The sequence below is a fragment of the Sphingobacterium athyrii genome, assembly GCF_003071065.1.
GTDB classification, from domain to species: domain Bacteria; phylum Bacteroidota; class Bacteroidia; order Sphingobacteriales; family Sphingobacteriaceae; genus Sphingobacterium; species Sphingobacterium athyrii.
The window spans coordinates 329,313-348,548 of sequence record NZ_QCXX01000008.1; the positions used below are offsets into that span (position 1 = coordinate 329,313).

The window sequence follows — 19,236 nt, forward strand, 5'->3', positions numbered from 1 at the left end:
ATGATCAGAAAAACACTTTTATTAGTTACCGCGCTTGTTACCGCATTCGTCACAGTCGCACAACAGCCCAGCAACATCACCGGAACAGCTGTTCCTGGAAAAATAAAACGTATCGGCCTTTTTAAAGTCCTTAATGGCCGATTGAAAGAAATCGCTACCGCTGTACCAGACGCACAAGGCCGCTTCGGATTTCGATTCACTCCAGAATATGAAGGTCTATATTCGCTTGGAAGTGGAAATCCACAAAGCCAACAAGGACTATTTCGTTTCTATTTCAAAGGTAACGAAGAATTAAACCTCAAATTAGACCAAGGAGCCTACGAATTGACAGGAAAAAATAGTCCAGAAAATCAAGTGTTATACAATTGGGATCAACAGGCCAAGCCTTTTCATGATAAAGGGCTGACACCAGGTGGCATGAGCACCTATGTAGACTTTTTCCCTGAGGTAGAAGAATTCAAAGGAAAATTGGACGGTATTAAAAAGACAGCTAAAACGGGGAATAAAAACTTTGACAAGCTCTTCGCGGAAATCGTAGACTTTGATTTTGCCTACTACGCGACATCCTACTTACAGATGCCACGAACAGCTCACCCAAGCAAAGAAGAAATGAGTGATTATTATACGACATTCAATGCCGATAAATATTTGACACCTACATTATTGAACCTGCCATATGGTGACCGGTTCTTAACCAATCTAGTTTATCGAAAAGTTGATCTTGCTAGTAAGCCCGGTATGGATAAACTAATTTCTACCATCGGACCCGATGTGCTTAAAGGACAATATATTTTACAACGTTTAGAAGCAGTTCGCTCGTACAGCGACTTTCAGGAGATGAATAATACCTATAGCAACTATTTCACCTTACCCGAACAGATTGAACGAGCAAAGGCCGTTGAGCTAAAACTGGTAGAAACAAAAATAGGTGTGCCAGCTTTCCAATTTAGCTATCCCGATCTGAGTGGCAAGAAAACAAGTCTCGCCGATCTTAAAGGTAAGGTAGTATTGGTCGATATGTGGGCTACATGGTGTGGACCTTGTCGTGCGGAAGAACCACATTGGGAAAAACTTAACGAGGAGTTTAAAGGAAAACCGATCGCATTTGTTGGTGTTTCCGTCGACCAGGACAAACCAAAATGGGAAACCTATGTTAAAGAGAAAAATATGAAAGGAATTCAATTACACGCGGGACCGGGAAATGAGTTAACAAACGCGTATAAAGTAAATGGTATACCTCGTTATATTCTGATTGATAAAGCAGGAAACCTAATCTCCGCAGATAGTCCGAGACCTAGTGACCCAAAATTGAAAACATTACTTGAAGAATGGATTAAAAAATAAAAACCGAATATCAACCGATGTAAACAGAAAAAGATCTCGGTTCAAATAAAACCGGGATCTTTTCTCTTTATATAGCGAATAGGCCCTTATTCGCAGCTTTGCTTAGAAGATCATTATCCCAATTGTGGGTCAGTCTTCGAGTGACTTCCTGTCTCCACCCGACCGGCAAATTGGCGGACAAATTTACTTCCCACAATATGTAAAGTAACATCATACCAACCGCTTACCTTCTGAGAGTCTACAACCCACTTGGTCGATTTACCGGCATCCAATACAATATCTTTCCTCCAAGAACTGTAGGCATTATCTTTCACCTGCACATGAAGCACTTTGTCTCCTTTATTGCTCGCTTCTAAGATCAGGTTTCCCGTGGGAATACCTTTTTTCCCGATCTCATAAGTTGCGACCACATACAAAGATTCCCTATCCCCTTTAAAGCTACGCATAAATCCATTGGGCCCATATACGGTTAAATCATAATATCCATCTTTAAAGTCAGCTCGACTCCAATCAAAACTCAATTCTTCACCAGCAATTACCGCAAAAGGCCAAAAGCTGACACCATCTCTATAGCTCGGTCCGCTATACACATTAAAAGGACTGCTTAAGGATTTCGTTCCGAATAGCTTATTCCCAGCGGACATCGTCAGTTTTACGCTGTCCTTATCAATAGTTTCACTTGCATATAATTCATAGGCCAGCGCATTGGAATTTTTTTGACCTTTTTCCTGTCTTGCCAATTGTGCAGCCTTTCCTGTATTTTGTAAGGCTTGCATTTCATCAGCAGTCCATACATGGAAGTTATTCGGTAGCGGTTTGGATTTGGCCTGATCAATTGCATAAATCTGTTGATTGCGGTTCAAGAACGGCAATTCTACAGGAACACCACCTTCTGCTTTCCGAAATACCGAAGTCAGATCTCCCGTAATGGCACGACGCCACGAACTGATGTTGTGTTCTGTCACATCCTTACCAAGCTTCTTGTCGAAGAAATACTCCATAAATTGAATCGTAGAAGTGATATCGCACACCTCCGAATTAACCCAGCCACCTTTGCTCCATGGAGATGCAATGATCAACGGCACCCGATAGCCCAGACCAACCGGTCCCTCTGTAGCGTGTTCCTTCTTCTCACCACTGGCAAGTTCTTGCTCCAGACTTACATATTCACCACTATAATCCAAGCCTGCTGAAGTCTTTCCTGACCGTGCATCCGCCGGATTAGGTGCTACAAACGGCGGAATATGATCGAAATATCCATCATTCTCATCGTAGTTTAGTATAAAGATTGTTTTCTTCCACAGGTCGGGATTTTCAGTCAGAATATTCAGGATTTCGGATACATACCATGCACCATACATCGGCGCGCTTGGATGATCTGAAAAACATTGTGGGGCGACAAGCCAAGATACTGTTGGCAATTTCCCAGACTTGACATCTTTCCGGAATTGATGGAGTACATCCCCTTTTGGAACAGTAATCTCTTCACCTTCATGTAGGACGGAAGCTGTCTCACGATAGAACGCGTCATCCTCATTGGTCTGAAAAGCACGCTTATGCAACGCGATTTGCTCTTTAGGAAGTTGTTGGAATGCCTGTTCGGTGAGTCGTTCCAGTTGTTTCTTATAACTGCTCAGCTGCTCTTGTTTTTGCTTAAGCTTATTTTGGGTTTTCTGTACACTTTCGATTCCATTATTCGCTAATGCTTTTTCAAGCTCCCGGATCTCAGTAGGTAGTTCAACGACACGCTTACGCATAAATTCCAAGTGGCTTTTTTTGAATTCAATATGGTATTGTGAAAACCACTCTAAGTTATTGTCTGTAAAATTTCCTAACCATTCTTCTCCATGAAGACCGCTCTCCATACTGACTTCATTCTGATATACCTTCCAAGGAATACCCGCAGCTTCCAGACGTTCAGGAAAAGTTTTCCAATGCGCCCAACGGTTGAAATAAATATCCGAATTACGAATCAACGGTTTTGCTCCTTTATTGGGCACACAAGTGCCTGTCCAGAAAAAATGACGATTGGTTGTCGTTCCCGTAATCGAAGAACAAAAATGTTGGTCGCAGATGGTAAACGCATCGGCTAATGCATAATAGAAGGGGATATCTTCACGGGTATAATAGCCCATGGTTAACGGTATCTCACTCAGCACCTTTCCACTGGGACGCTTTGCTTCAATCCAGTTATCATGTTTACCCTGATTACGTGCCGCCATTTGATTTTCCCACGAATGGGGAAGATTTCCTGTCCAGGCGGCATTGGAATTCTTGATATCCAATCGAAAGGGTGAATATGTCTTTCCTGAAGCTGAAGCCTGCAACCATACGGGATTTCCACTAGGCAACTCGATAGCTCTTGGATCATTAAATCCCCGAACCCCTCTCAGTGTACCAAAACTATGGTCAAAGGAGCGATTCTCCTGCATTAACAAAACAATATGTTCAGCATCCAAAAAAGAACTCCCCGCAACTGGTTCAATAGCCAAAGCGCGTTGTATCGCATCCGGCACAGCGCTTTGTAAACCAAAAACCCCAGCCAGCAATGAAGCCTTCTTGATAAAATCTCTTCTACTATCCATAAAATATTTATTATATCTCCTATAAATTCAATGGTCTATCAACGAATATATTCATTCGCCACCGCTTTTTAATGTAACGTTTTTAACAAAAATCCCCGCACACGATTGATATGGTGCGCGGGGATAGTTTTCACGATAAAAAATTAACAGATTAAAGTATTACCTATTTTAGGATCCACATCAGTTGATTTGGATCGTCTACGCCTTCAAATTGCCGTTTTACAGCTTCTTTCACATTTTCAGCGTTATAATTATACTCCCGGTCTTTGTATTTCCATCTAACTGGAATTTTGCTGGTTGCCTCGGAATTCATACTCGAATTCGGATTAATTTTCCAAACAGGATATCCTGTACGACGGTAGTCATAATAAGGCATATGACTCAATTGAAGATAACTAGCCAAGTATTTCTGTAAAATAATTTCTGCGATTTGCTTTTCAGTATCTTGAGGGAATTCTAGCTCATATTTTGCAATTACCTCCGCAATATAACTCGCATCCATAGACATCTTATGTGTATACTGATCTTGATTTGGTGTATTGTCTGCTACAAATTTCATAGATGCCTCAATCCCCTTTTTATACCAATCCACGGCAGTACCATTGATCCAGCCACGTGCTGTCGCCTCTGCCATAATAAAACAGAATTGTGGATACGAATATTGTTGTGTTGGCTCGCCGGTTACCAATTCGAAATACCGATCATTTAATTTGGAGAAATCTTTCGTCACAACGATATCAGCAATATCACCAAAAGGCAATGAAGGATCTACGCCAACGTAAGCGTCGAATTCATTTTGTGACTTTCCGTTCGCAATTTTTAAAGCAGCGGGTGCAGCATAATAAAAAAGACGTCTATCCTTTCTTGCTTTCAAAGGTTCAATTACTTCTGAAGACACTACAGGATAAATCACAAAGCTATTGCTCACTTTGTAAAAAGGATAAGTCTGACCACTTTTATCTGAGCGGATCAATTGAAAATTATCGGCATTTGACGCGAAAAGCACACCACCATCCACGATCTTTTTGAAACGTTCTTTCACCCTCAGATCGGGATCAGTAGTCTTTCGACTAAGTTGAATGAGTACATTTAACGCAAATGTATTCGCAAATTTTCGCCATTGCAAAGTGTTACCAGCATAAACTGGATCGCCAGTAAATTTATCTCCGGCTTGAAACAATTGATCAGCTTTTTCTAATTCATCCAATATTCCCAAAAACACATCCTTTTGCAGATCATACTTTGGAAAGTATATTTTTTCAGATTCGCCTTGTAGTGCCTCCTTATAGGGGATATCACCCAACTTCATTGTGCCTTCAAAAAAACGTATTGCACGCGCCACATGCTTAACTCCAGCATAAGATTTTGACAGCCCATCAGTCGTTGCAAAGTCCACCATATATTCTGCATCGTTCAAACCCGTGAGAGCGGATTCTTCCTCACCAAGATTATTGTATTGATACCCTTCAGGAAGCTCCGTCCAAGCCACCTGTTTTGTCAACATATAAGGCTGCATAAACGATTTTTGGGAAGGCGGATTTGCCAATCCCAAAATGATCCGTTCCGATATCATTGATGAATTAACGGCCTTAGGCATCTCAGGATCCGTATTGATCTCTTCAAATTTGGAACAGCTCATTGTAGCAAATAGTAAAACTACCGCTATTCCCCAAGTATAGTTGTTGAATCTCTTTTTCATTGTATTCGATAAATTAAAAAGTCACGTTCAAATTAAAGCCTATGTAACGCATAGATGGAGAACTTAAATCTTCCTGTCCACGATCTGGATCTGAAAATTTATATTCCTTTGTCCATAAAAACAAGTTTTGCCCAGTGACACCGATACTAGCCTTTTTAGCTTTGATCTTTTGAGCAAAAGTATTTGGCACCGTATAATTTATAGATAGTTCACGTAATTTGACAAAAGTCTCATCCCAATAATTTTGACGACCCGAATAGGCGGACTTCCAATAAGATTCATAGGATACCGCTTTATCATTTTTTTCAAAAACACGTGTATCCTCTGAAATTCGACCATAATTATCATATTTCACTGTTCCCGACACGACCTTCACTCCAGGTGCTATAAAAGTCTTATTTCCATTCACAACTTCCTCATATCGATACTCGTTATCAGAATCAGGATGCGCACCAGTCTGCCATAGACGAGCGTTCATAGTAGAATAAGACATCCCTTTAATCCTTCCGTCTAAGCTAAACGACAATGAAAAGTCCTTATAGCTGAATTGATTCGTCAATCCCCAGAACCACTTGGGTGCAGAATAACCTATCAATTGGGCGGCATAATTTGCAGAAATCGGCATACCAGATTTATTGAGGATCAATTGTCCATCCGGCGCCCGTTCCCAATCTTTTGAAGTGATATAATCAGTCCGTAAACCTTTTTGTATATATAACGCATCACTTGAGTAACGCGGATCCAAAGAGTGGAAAAACTCCAAATTTTGGGAAAGATTCAAACTAACATCCCACTTGAACTGATTGCGATTGATTGGAATACCACCCAATGTAATTTCATGACCTTTCGTCATACGTTCTTCTTGTGTATTGATCAATCTGTATTTGAAACCTGTAAAAGAAGATATATTATTATAAATTGCCTGATTATGTAGCAAACGATAGTAACGCGTATAATTACCATATAATCTATTTTTCATGACAGCAAAATCAAATCCAATCTCTGTAAGATCCCGTTGTGTGGGAGAAATAGAAAAATCCTTAATATCATATTGATATTCAGAATTGGTAATCGCATATGTCGCTGTCGGGGCACCGTCCCAGACATTATTATTTACCCGGAAAACCTGATTAATTTCATAAGGATCTGGCACAGTTTTGGTAACGGCCCAAGAGCCACGCACTTTCAACATATCCAACCACTGCGGTTTACTTGCCAACAGATCCGAAACAATGACACTACCAGACAAAGAAGGGTAGAAATAAGAGCGATGTTCCTTGGACAAGGTCGATGACCAATCATTACGGCCAGTTGCTTCTAAAAATATGGCATTTCTCCACGAGATGGACAATCTTCCGTATAGTGCGTTACGCATCTCCTTTACGCGGGATTCAATGGAGTTAACCGGGTCAATAGAATTTCTCAACGAATAATATCCAGGAATTGCCAGCCCATTCATCGTTTTGGAAATTAGGCTATTGTTCTGACGGTAGAAAACAGCAGCTCCCGCCAATCCATCCAAGGTAAAATCTCCAAATGTCTTTTTACCAGTAAAAATCAAATCATTGTTGGAACTAAAACCATCATATTTGGCCTTCATATACTTACCCTTGCTGTCAAATCCCCCAAAATCCTTGAAACCACCACGGGTACCATAAATACCTATCGGGTTCTGTTGTGTTTTGGACTCACTTAAATAATCATAGCCTGTTCTAAACATCAATTTACCCCAATCACCAACCTTATAGTTTAGTGTAACTGCCGCATTTAACTTATTACTCAAACTTGGCGTAATCTTCTCATAAGCAATCAAGTAGGGATTATCATACCAGCCATTATACATCCAATTTTGTTTCTGATCTGGTATTACCCAATAGTCTTTATATTGCTGGAGGTCATATTCTGGCCCTGTCCAGACAAGAATATTATAAATATAGCCTTGATCTCCATATCCTGATCCAAAATTATTCGAGGACGAATTCCTATTGTAGGCCAACCTAGTTTCAAGGTCAAACTTCTCGCTTATTTTAGTTTGTCCAGAAACAGACAAGTTTGTCATATTTAATTTTTGATTAGGATATTGCCCCTTATTATAAATATGATTTATCGAAGTTCTTATACTTCCAAACTCACCCTGATTTGTAAAACTTACCGTATTATTGGAAATAAATCCAGGTTCGAGGAAATTCTGAAAATTGTCTTTCCCTCTCGATAACAAGTCCATTTCTTCCAATTGCTTTGTCAATGGATTCCATTGTTTAGCTTTCCGACCAATATCCAATTTATCTCCCCAGACGTAGTCATTATTGTTGAATTTCCCAGATTCACCCGAAGAGTAACTGTTCTGAACTTTCGGAAGTGCCAAATAGCCGGAGAAAAACATATTATTACTATTTACTGTAATTTCTGTCCCCTTTTCACCAAGTCCTTTTTTTGTGGTAATCATGATAGCACCTCCGGCGCCAATACTACCATACAATGCTGTTGCAGTCGCTCCTTTTAAGACAGTCATGTCCTCAATATTGTCAACAGGCACATCACGCAAGGTCATATTTTCATAAGCAACACCATCAATAACCAAAATTGGTGTTAGCCCGCGAACTTGAATTTCTGGCGTACTATTAAACTCTGTACTATTTAATACACGTACACCAGATACACGTCCAGTCAATGTCGTTCCTACGTCCACTCCTTTTACACGCGTTAAATCTCCCCCTTTGATGCTTTGGGTTGCGTAGCCAAGCGATTTTTGCTCCCGTTTGATCCCCAATGCGGTTACGACGACCTCCTCTAGAGCCTCTGATGATTTCGACAATTTAATTAACGCAGCCTGCGCAGCTGTGACTTCCTTTGTTTCATAACCAATATAAGAAATCTGTAAGATAGCGCCACTCGATGTCCCTGACAATTTAAAATTACCATTTTCATCACTTGTCGCTGTTGCAGTTGTCCCCTTCACCCGTACAGTGACACCAACAACAGGTTGACCTGTTTCCTGGTCGACAACTTTACCATGAACCTCCTTTTGAGCATCAACAAGCACAGCAACACCTCCTTTTTCAATCTCGCTATTTCTTTTCGAAACGACATAGACCTTATCATCAATTTTTTTTACCTCAAGATTCCCATCTGAAATCGTCTGTATAAACTGGACGATCTGATCTTTTTTGAGATGGCCAATGTCAGCACGCTCATTAATCTTCTGATTAGATATTGACGCATCATAACCAAATTTGACATTGAATTTCTGTTCCATTCGAGCGAGGATCTTTCCTATACCTTCACTGGCAGAAAATTGGGCGGCCATGCTTTGAAGTGCTAAAGACTGAAATAGCAATGCTCCTCCCATAAGTTTTAAATAGTAATTGGTTCTTTTCATAAATTACTTTTTGTGGATAATTATTTGATTAAACGCTGTATTGAGAATTTTCAATGATTTTTCTAGATCACTTGCCGGCAGATAGCCCGTAAAACTTTTTGTTTGAAAGGAATCGATCAATTCTAAGTTATAATCCGGATAAAGATTGTTCAGGTCATTCACAATTTGCAAAAGTGGAACTTGATTGAATGATAGAAAGTCACTTTTCCAATTGGATGCTGTTATGGTATCAACAGCAGTGACATTAAATTGCTTATGACGTACATCATAATCTACCCGCTGCCCAGGAAGAATAACAGAATGTTGTTCACCATGCCTAACCTTAACTTTACCATGATTTAAAACGAGATGTGTCTGTTGAGCAGAACATTTCAAATTGAATGCGGTACCCAAAACCCGCACATCAAAATCGCCTGAATTGACGACAACAAATGCCTTATTGGGATTTTTGGCAACTTCAAAAAATGCCTCTCCGGACAATTTCACCTTTCGTAAGCTGTCAACAGCGAAATCGGATAGTACCGAAATATTAGCGCCCTGACGCAAGGAGATATGCGTGCCATCCAACAAAATAATACGCTTGACAAATTTTGTTGGGTTCGAATATTGAATCGTAGTAAACTTAGCTTCCCGCTGTATCGGTTTAAATACGAGAGAAAAAAGAAAAACAAAACCTGTGAGTAACAATGTTGCTGCGATCACAAGCAGCCCCCTTTTGCGTCTCCAAATAGGCCGAACTGTTGGATTTAATCCCTCACCCGTAATCGAATAAAAAATATCATCCGAGATAGAGTTACCCAAATCACAGCTACGATCATCCAATGCAATGACTTCCTCCAAATCGGGTAAATCATCTTTATCGCAAGAAGTCAGTAAATCTAAAAATATGGCGTTTTCCTGCGGGGTAAGCTCCCCTAATAGGTATTTCTTATATAATGTAGCTATCTTCGGATCCATCATTTTTGCCCTCTTTTAAATACATATACGTATCTAAAAGACGATAAGACGATGCTACACTAAAAAATAGTTAAGAAGATCAACAGGGCTATTGAAATCTCAAAATTATCCAGGATATATTGGCGTACAAACTTATTTCCCTTGACCAGCTGATCACGGACGGTATTAACAGATATGCCTAAACGATCCGCAATCTCCTGGTTATCCAAAAACTCTTCCTTGCTTAGCAAGAATATTTCAAGACGTGCTTTAGGAAGTTTTTGAATTGCTTCCCGATAGACACGTTCTAAGTCTTTAAAACGGATAGATTCTTCGTTGGAATTATCCACCAAGGTGGTGGCATCAATTCCTGCAAGGTTAAATTGAAACCGCACTTTTTGCTTCCTAAGTTCATCAAATACGAGATTTTTAGCAACGGTATACAAGTAAGACTGGGGATTTCTTGTTCCGTCCAACTCATTCCATTTATTCCAAATACGAGAAAATGCCTCCTGAACCAAATCGGCGGCAGTATCCTTTTCTTTCACGTGTAATAAGGCATATTTATAGACCTTATCTTTGTAAGACAAAAAGAAATTTTTAAAATCTGGGATATTGTTATTTTCAATAGGCATCCTTCATCACTTATAATTGATGCTACAAGTTTAGGGAGAAATTTTCAAAATATTTGAATGAAAATGCACCATAGCTCAAAGCTTAGTTTCACCTTCGGTAGTCATAACATTTTAACTACAATTAGTTTACATACAATTAACTCTTGTATTGCAGATCCCAGAAGTTTTCATAAACGTATTGTTGTGAGGTCAGGAAGTCGATTCTTGCAATCAAGATTAAATTCATTAAAAAATCCCATTGGGGTCTCCAATGGGATTAAAAAATGTTTTCTCACTAAATAGACAACCTTATTTTATGAGCGGGAATGGGCCCAAAAAGTAACTTCCTCTTTTATAGAAACGAAGGAAAAAATCCAGTACTGGTTCTTCCAACGGGAAGAAGAATTGTTTGTCCACCTCCGTTTTGAATAAGTTGGCATAGTACTTTGGCAATTCGCCAGGAAAAAAGTCTTCGACCAAAAGATTCAAGAAATAACGGGCAAACGGAACTTCTCCTGGGGTTCCCTCCTCTTCCTTTTCAATAAATGGATTATGTTCCAATGGAAAGAATTCTTCTATTCCACCAAATACCTCTAATCCTGTCTTTGGGTTGAAGAAAACCGTCACTTTCGCATCTGCTGTCAGATCCAAATTCGATTCTGGAAGTGCTGATTCCTCTTTGCTTGGATATTTTTGCTGATATGTTTGAAAGAATTTGTTTGCAAATTCTTTCACTTCTCGTCCCTCCATAAAAGCGACAGCGGCCTTTTGCTCAGACTGGAATAATTTACCCATATCTTTCAATTGCTTCTCTGTTTTTTTCAAGCTCTTGTCCTTACCGGACATCGCTTCAATGCGGTAGGTCATTTCATATTGTTCCGGCAGATCGAAATTCACTTCCTCCGGATTGACCACCGTCATAATTCCGGACAGATTCCAAGCTTCTTTCCAGGGAACGATTTCCATATAGAAAGATAATGTCGTAGAAGGCTCTGCAAATTCCCGAATTGAATCTTTATAAATCTTGAATACCGTTTTTGTATTGATATGTTTTACATGGACAAACTGTTCATCCGTTTTTACATAGTCAAAAAAGCTATGGATGCGGTCCCCCAGCGTCTTGACGGAACTATAGAGGGCATGTTCCTTACCAACCACTTCCGCAACAAATTCTGATGATTTAAGAGCAAATAAGTGCAGTCTATAGTTATTGAAGTGATTATCACGGACACGATAGATCATTTGCTGCAACTGTGCCTGATCGTGCTGATATCTTCCCAATTCTGCAACCTGCATCAGATGGTTAAGATTGGTATTATATTCACCTGCTGTCAGATAGTTTGTTGCGACAAGTTTTTCGATAAAATTACGAACCTCAAAATAATCCGCATTTTCATCCAGTGTATATTCTGATTTTAACTTTGGATTCTCAGGGGCCACTTCATAATGTTCCTCCAGAATAGCATAGGTAAGATCCGTTACCAACTGTATCAAACGGCCATGAGGATCGATAAACAGATGTGGGTTGCGCTCACTAAAAAATAACCAACTTAATACAGCAACATCTTCGCTATTGATATCCTCAGGATAGTAATCCAACAGATTGTTGTCCTTGTAGAAGGGTAGGAACTCATTGTACAATTCTTTATGAATGGTTCTAAAAGCCGCAAATATCCCTGTGTTGGCAATAACATCCTCCAAATAACAGGTCAGGTAAATACTTAATGTTTTTAAGGCATCAGTCTGAATTAGGTCATTCGTTTCCGGTTCTTCAAACCACAATGTCGATAAATTATCGTTGATCTGATTAGCAACTTTTAAGTAATAACTATCTATATCGCTTGCTTTCTGGTAAGTATGATGTGCAATCCAATCTTGAATAAAAATTCTGTTTCCTCTCATATGAAAAATGCTAAATCCAAAAGTAGCCAAATTTTCGAAATTTCCATGATTACAAAACACATACAAAAACGAAAATAATTCCGACAAATCCATCTGACCTGTAAAGAATAAAAGAACTTCCGATAAATTCGTCCCATCGACATGAATGAGCGTTTAGCAGAAACAAAAAAAGATGCCTTATGCATCTCTTTATCGTAATTTTTTTTCCTTTATCCTGCAGCAGTAACATTATCATTGCTTCCCAAATGATCTTGAAGCGTCGGATTCAAGATATTACATGTTTTTAATAAGTCGCGTACGGGATATTTCGCAACGATCTCCTCCAGCGCAGTCAAATGACGGCTATGATGTACATCCGTCCCTACGAAATCATACATGCCCGATTTAATCATCGTTAAAGCTGCAGATTTCACTTCAACACCATAATATCTGCTGACCGACAGCAGATTTAATTGCAACATACAACCAGCATCTTTGATCTGCTTGTACATATTAAAATTATAATGGTAATAATTATAACGCTCTGGATGTGCCAATATTGGCTGATAACCAAGCTTTTGAATATCCAGAATAGTTTGAAATAACGCTTTGGATTCCTGCAGGTAAGACATTTCAATGAGCACATAGCCACCCGGCATTACACAAAGCTCGTTAGTATCGATCAACCTTGCAATTCCGTCATCTATCATATGCTCAGCGGCAGGATAAATCTCCGGAATAGTAGGCAGGTGTTTTATACCATTCACCAACTTATCTTTGGCATCCTCGATTGTTTGGATTGAATTCGGATGCACCCCATCCATAATATGCGGTGTACAAATAAATTTTTCAAATCCCATTCTTCCCAGGCCTTTCAACAAATCAATTGATTGTTCAATGGACTGACTTCCGTCATCTATTCCCGGGAGGATATGGTTGTGCATATCCACTTCCAAAAAGGCGAGTGTACCAACAACCTTTATTTTTGAATCTTGAGTTTTGTTACCAAACAGTTTTGAAAATATCCCCATATCAAGTACAAATCGTTTTTTATCCTATTATTTGCAAATAACAAACCACAAAAATACTACTATCGGTCTAAACATCGTGTAACATTATATCAACATTATAAAAATATAACCTTAATATTACAAACTTTGCATCAAACAATTTTACAATTAAATTGTTTGATGCTCGGTATAATCTTTCTATTTGTCAATCTCCAGTAGAATCTGGTCAATCATATAACTAATTGCCCCCTCCTTTGTCTGTGGAAGCTTTGAAGACATCTCTGCCTCCATACGGTTATCTACGATACCTTTCGAGGTGATTGCCGTACTGCCATATTGATTCAGCTGTGCAAAAGTTTTGTCCCATTGTCTTCCGGGACTAATGCCCATCTCTTGAAGCATGGCGGGCAACTTTTGCAGGTCAAAAGCTGCTGACATTTTATTTTGTTTCATCAACTTAATAAAATCTTTATTCGCAGGGGCTGCCATCTTATTTTGGCGGATATCAAGTAACGATAAAGAATCATTACTTACCATCACCAAATCATCTTTCAGCAGCATATACATCGGGAAATCCATTGCTTTTTTTGAAGAAAATGCATAGATACCATCCTGTGTTTTGCCTAAGGATTTGGCAATCGCTAGATCCAGTCCTTTTTTAATCAGACGTTGATCCTTCGAAGTAAACATCCAGATAAATACCGGTAAGGTTTCATCCTTTGTTTTCTTTACTTCTGTGGCATTATAATCATCGTCATAGGTATAATCAATATATTCTTTTCTAAATTTACGCAAACCATTGACCACAAAAAGATGATCTCCGGGCATTACCTGTGCAATGGCTTTCTCATCTAGTGCAACTTCAAGCGCCATCAGCCCCCATTCAACTAAATCTTGCTGAGGGCCCAATAATCCGCCATAGTATTTGGCCATATAACTAGGCATATCGCGTAAATAAGCTTCTGAATTAATATTAAAATTAAAGAACCCAAGCGTTTTATCGGTCAAAAATTTACTGAATTTTCCATTTGGCTTTCTGGCATAAAACCGTTTGGACATTTCAGCAAGATCTTTATCTAAGCCCATCGAACCTTTTAATTTCAATACATTTCCTTCCTGCGATAAATCGAGCACTCCATCCTGATATCCTGTTCTAAACTTATCCATATTGATGCCCATATAGAGATAAGGAATCGATTTATAAGGCATAAGGCCGCGGTAAAGTTCTTCAACATGCGGTACGTACAGACGGATCAATCCCAGGTTTTTCAGCACCTTATTCTGATCCGAAACAGAGAGCGGCTTATAGGAAGCAGACAGCAAACGTGTAGCTTCGCCTGTCAACCATTTATCACGAAGCGCATTACGAATGGAATCATTTTTTCGATTTTGATCCTCATAGGCTGTATAAAGCGAATCGTAATAACTTGGATCATGCATTTCCGCCGGAGCGACATCCATTGGCACTGGCACAACTGCCTCCACACTCGCTACGACCGTATCTGGCAGACTCTCCACAATAACCGGCGGACTCAGTGGCTCTATTTCCTTTTCGCCTTCTTCCCAATCTACCGCCACTGCTGCCGAATCCGCAACTGCCGCCGCAGAATCTATCTCTGGAGAATATGCATCAGCCGCAGGGTCCATGTAGGCTACTTTTTTTATCCCGTAGCGGTTTGCAACGGAGTCGTTGTCGAGGAAGGTAGTATTCATCGTCGACGAAATAAAACGTGCCATTCGGTCATTATAAACCAACATGCTCCCTGGTTTCAGTGCTATACTTGAATAACCATTGGCAAAGGGTTTCGGCTCTCCTGCATCATGTAATAATTTTTCAAACTGACCTTTATTGGACAGCGGAAATATAAACTCGATAAAACTCACGCTATCTGTCTTTCTGCTATAGAAATAAGACGTCTGCGTAAGGTCAATACCTAGGTTTTTGATATCATTTCCAACTGAAGCACCCGACTTTTCAATCCGTTTGAAGAGGCCGGCTTTCTGAAGCAACTCGTTCAATTTGTTTGCATTTGCTTTCTGCACAATCTCCTTTACATTAAAGGCTGCGATCATTTCAGCTTCTTCGGGAATGAGCTGAATTAAATCTTGCGATTTCACGCTCCCCATCAGGGACAGACAGGCCAGTCCGGTCAATAAAATTTTTGATTTCATATAGGTTATTTTGTTAATGTGATTTTATTTGCCAATGTAGATTTACCATAGACCAGATCAGTAAATAATAACTTTAATAGCACTCCTCTCTTGTTGCCGGCAACTTTTGCTTTACTATTTTCCTGTGACGCGAGCGGTTTTTCAAATCGAATGATCTGGGTATAAAAAGCATCTGCAAATTGCGCCGTGTTGTCGCTTCCCAACTGATTGAATTTTGCCTTCCAGGTATTAGAGGCTACAAATTTACGTTCAAATATATTGGTCTGCGCATTGTAATAATAGCGATTTGAGTTTGAGATCTTCGTCTTAAATCGATTGGCCAATATATCAGAAAAAGCATTTAACGACTCGATCTGACTAAAATCACAGGAAATATTGACAATAAAGTTTGTGAAATCTGTTTGATACTGTACATTAGAGATACCCTTTGTCTGTTTAAGCAACTGAACCGCAGCCCGAATCTCCTTTTCTATTTCGGCTTGCGTTGGTATCTGTATGCCTTTAATACTCTTCATCTTCATCAAGGATGAGACTTTTGTTTTACTTTTACTTAGATTCAATGTTGCTGCAATATGCCCCGAACCGTTAGGCTTAAGGTCAATCTGTTCGACAAAGTCAAAACAACCGGACAATGTAAAAACCATTACCAATGCACATAAAGCCACACAAAGCCTGTTCACTTGTCCTTTTAATTCAAATATTCCCTTCATTTCTTAGCTGTACAGATTAATAATTTATCAAATCAATATATGTTCGGGCATTAACAGCAAACATTGTGCTATTTTCTTTACTTTAGGAAAATTTCAATAAAAAGCATTTAAAATATGCTTTCCAGATCACAATAAATACACGATCCATCATTGTTCGTAAAACCTGCACAAAATCAAGTACGAACTAAAATGCCACAACTTGAAGTAGTTGAAATACCATTGGAAGCCAATCAAAAATTCACAAAAAACAAAATAATTATACCTAAGAATCAAACACATACTTTTGCGAAACATTTATTGAAGCAAAAATGCAGGTTAGCGCCCTTTTTGTTTAGTTTTTCTAGCTACTTTTGCCGTCTCATTATTTACAAACACTAACGATCGAAATGATTTACAAGCTAATGGCTATTCCACAGCATACCATGTGCCGAATAGTTTACCTGATGACCGCATTGCTTATCTTCAACGCATGTCAAAAAAATAATTCCCGAATTGAACATGCTGCGCTACAATTTACACCTACCATCGTGGGGCAAATAAACACGAATGCGATAGAAAGCCCCTGGAATAAGAATGATCAAATTGGCGTTTATATGTTCAGAAACGGACAGGCATTAAGTTCAAGTTCTATTGTGAACGGAATTAATAATCACCTATTTACCATCAATGGCAAAGTATTTCAAAGCAAAACACCTAGTTATTTACCCAATGAACAAGTAGATTTCATTGCCTATTATCCTTACAGATCCATTAGCGATTTTAAATACCCTCTTGATGTAAGTGATCAAACAAACCTATCGGCATTGGATTTCATGTATGCAAGCAATACAAAAAACATCAGCAAAACGAACAATACCATCCCGCTTAATTTTGTGAGACAGTTAAGCAAGATTTCTATTCATCTTTCCATTACCAACACGGCCGCTTTAGAAGCCGGTCCGATCACAGTAAGTATTCCATCAGTACATACTACAGCAGGATTTGATCTTTCAACAGGCAAATTGACTATCAATCCGAATGAAAAAAAAGATATTCAGGCAAACGTAACGGCGAGCAGCACGCAAACCGCTACAATAGAATTCATACTCCTTCCCGGAGAGGACATCACCCAAAAGACAATTAAATTTATAGCTCCGAATGGTGATCCTTATACCTGGACAACACCGCAAAATGAACAGCTAAAAAAACTGATCGGCGGAAATCTTTATCGGTTTAATATCAGCATTAACAATGCTAAACTAAGTGGTGAAACCGGCAACTCTCAAGCTTATCTTGAAATCCCCAAAATGAACGATCTGAATAATGATGAGGTCTTTGTACAGCACTTTCTTCCCGACGCAAAAACAGAAAGAAACTATGCGATGTTGTACAATAAAAAACTTAAAATGGCTTACTGGGTTGCTTATCCGTTATATCGTGATATTTTAGGTTCTGGCAATCGCACCGATGCATGGGCATATGACCCCGCCGTATCGACAGCATTCCAGCCAACGCTTTTTAAAGGATTTCAGCCAACAGGTTATGACCGCGGTCATCAACTTCCCAGCGCGGATCGAAACCTGAATATAACGCAGAATAAAACAACATTTTACTTCACCAATATGACGGCACAAGCATCCCGTCTCAATCAGGGAATCTGGGCAAATCTGGAAACAAAGGTGAGAACCTGGACCGCACAGTGTGACACCATGTATGTTGTAACAGGAGCAATGCCTACAAGTGAAATGGACAACCTACTTGACTTTGCTACGGACAATGACGGGAAAGACATTGCAAAGCCAAAGTACTATTTCAAAGCATTGGCAATGAAAAAAGGGAACGAATACTATACCATTGGCTATAAGATAGACAATATTACCCCTCCATCAGGAAGTACTTTTGACAGTTACAGATTAACGGTAAGCGAACTGGAAAAAGCAACAGGCTTTACTTTCTTTCCCGATTTAGATAATGCAAAAAAAGAGAGTATAGATAGCCGTATCTGGAAATAATTCATGGTTTAATTATACTATTTCATTCAGATTAAAACAGCCGTTTGGCCTTGATAAAACCAAAAAATCCGAAGATTTCTACTGTTAAAAGCCAAAGCACGATTATTTGTGCTTTGGCTTTTTTTACCGATATCGCCACTGTTCTCCAAAAAATTTGACATTCCTAAAAAAACACCATTTTATAGATGAATATCACTATAAATCCATCGCAGTTTTTTATTAGATTTAGCCCATGAAGCTAATAATATTTGATCTGGACGGCACATTGCTGGATACTTTGCAAGATCTTGGGGACAGCTGTAATGCCATTCTTCAACGATATGGTTATCCTACACATCCGCTTTCTGCTTACAAGAAATTTGTGGGCAATGGTGTACAAAAATTGATTGAACGCGCATTACCTGAAGATGCACGATCAGAAAACATAATTACTACTTTGCTAACTGCATTTAAAGCATATTACGAGCAAAAGCCTGTATCGCACACAAAACCATATACCGGAATCATGCCGCTGCTAGAAGAATTGAAATCGTCGGGTTATTTGATCTCAGTAGCATCCAATAAGTATCATGAGGCGGTTATTCCTTTAATTGAACACTATTTTCCCACGATCGCTTTTGATCTGGTCCTTGGTCACCGCACGGGACATCCGGCCAAACCTGATCCAGACATTGTCCTGGAAACCCTACGAACATTAAGCATAGCCAAAGAGAACTGTTACTATGTTGGTGATTCTTCCGTTGATATGGACACCGCCAATAACGCTGCTGTGACTGCAATTGGTGTGACTTGGGGCTTTCGCGAGGAGAACGAATTGAGACAGCACGGCGCACAGCATATTATCCACCATCCACAGGAACTGTCGGCAATTGTATAACAGAAAAAGCGGAATCTAAATCACACTGATTTAAATCC

At 39.4% G+C, this 19,236-nt stretch carries 12 protein-coding genes; 3 read left to right on the plus strand and 9 right to left on the minus strand.

Features of this window, described 5'->3' with window-relative positions:
• A complete protein-coding gene (locus tag DCO56_RS24725) occupies window positions 1–1,344 on the plus strand; it encodes a TlpA family protein disulfide reductase (protein ID WP_108636356.1) in 1,344 nt (447 codons plus the stop codon).
• Window positions 1,345–1,457: 113 nt separating this feature from the next.
• Here DCO56_RS24725 and DCO56_RS24730 read toward each other — a convergent pair whose 3' ends face one another.
• The 9 genes from DCO56_RS24730 to DCO56_RS24770 form a co-directional block, all read right to left on the minus strand.
• On the minus strand, window positions 1,458–3,929 hold the full coding sequence (locus tag DCO56_RS24730) for a phosphocholine-specific phospholipase C (RefSeq protein WP_108636357.1): 2,472 nt from the start codon (window positions 3,927–3,929) through the stop codon (window positions 1,458–1,460).
• Window positions 3,930–4,092: 163 nt separating this feature from the next.
• Entirely contained in the window at window positions 4,093–5,628 is a 1,536-nt protein-coding gene (locus DCO56_RS24735; protein ID WP_108636358.1) for a SusD/RagB family nutrient-binding outer membrane lipoprotein, read from the minus strand.
• 13 nt (window positions 5,629–5,641) lie between these two features.
• Complete coding sequence (locus DCO56_RS24740) at window positions 5,642–9,007, minus strand: SusC/RagA family TonB-linked outer membrane protein (protein WP_108636359.1); 3,366 nt, start codon at window positions 9,005–9,007, stop codon at window positions 5,642–5,644.
• A 3-nt stretch (window positions 9,008–9,010) separates the two neighbouring features.
• Window positions 9,011–9,967 carry a FecR family protein gene (locus DCO56_RS24745; protein WP_108636360.1) on the minus strand — a complete coding sequence of 319 codons (957 nt, stop codon included), beginning with the start codon at window positions 9,965–9,967 and terminating at the stop codon, window positions 9,011–9,013.
• Window positions 9,968–10,023: 56 nt separating this feature from the next.
• Complete coding sequence (locus DCO56_RS24750) at window positions 10,024–10,578, minus strand: RNA polymerase sigma-70 factor (RefSeq protein WP_108636361.1); 555 nt, start codon at window positions 10,576–10,578, stop codon at window positions 10,024–10,026.
• 288 nt (window positions 10,579–10,866) lie between these two features.
• On the minus strand, window positions 10,867–12,459 hold the full coding sequence (locus tag DCO56_RS24755; protein ID WP_181390671.1) for a DUF3843 family protein: 1,593 nt from the start codon (window positions 12,457–12,459) through the stop codon (window positions 10,867–10,869).
• Between the two features lie 209 nt (window positions 12,460–12,668).
• Window positions 12,669–13,469, minus strand: coding sequence for a tyrosine-protein phosphatase (locus DCO56_RS24760; protein ID WP_219929444.1), 801 nt, complete (start codon window positions 13,467–13,469; stop codon window positions 12,669–12,671).
• Window positions 13,470–13,646: 177 nt separating this feature from the next.
• A complete protein-coding gene (locus tag DCO56_RS24765) occupies window positions 13,647–15,620 on the minus strand; it encodes a DUF4836 family protein (protein ID WP_108636363.1) in 1,974 nt (657 codons plus the stop codon).
• Window positions 15,621–15,625: 5 nt separating this feature from the next.
• Complete coding sequence (locus DCO56_RS24770) at window positions 15,626–16,330, minus strand: hypothetical protein (RefSeq protein ID WP_108636364.1); 705 nt, start codon at window positions 16,328–16,330, stop codon at window positions 15,626–15,628.
• 386 nt (window positions 16,331–16,716) lie between these two features.
• Between DCO56_RS24770 and DCO56_RS24775 the strand changes: the two genes are divergently transcribed.
• Window positions 16,717–18,321, plus strand: coding sequence for a DNA/RNA non-specific endonuclease (locus tag DCO56_RS24775; protein WP_108636365.1), 1,605 nt, complete (start codon window positions 16,717–16,719; stop codon window positions 18,319–18,321).
• Between the two features lie 232 nt (window positions 18,322–18,553).
• Window positions 18,554–19,198, plus strand: coding sequence for an HAD family hydrolase (locus tag DCO56_RS24780; RefSeq protein WP_108636366.1), 645 nt, complete (start codon window positions 18,554–18,556; stop codon window positions 19,196–19,198).
• Window positions 19,199–19,236 lie beyond the last annotated feature (38 nt).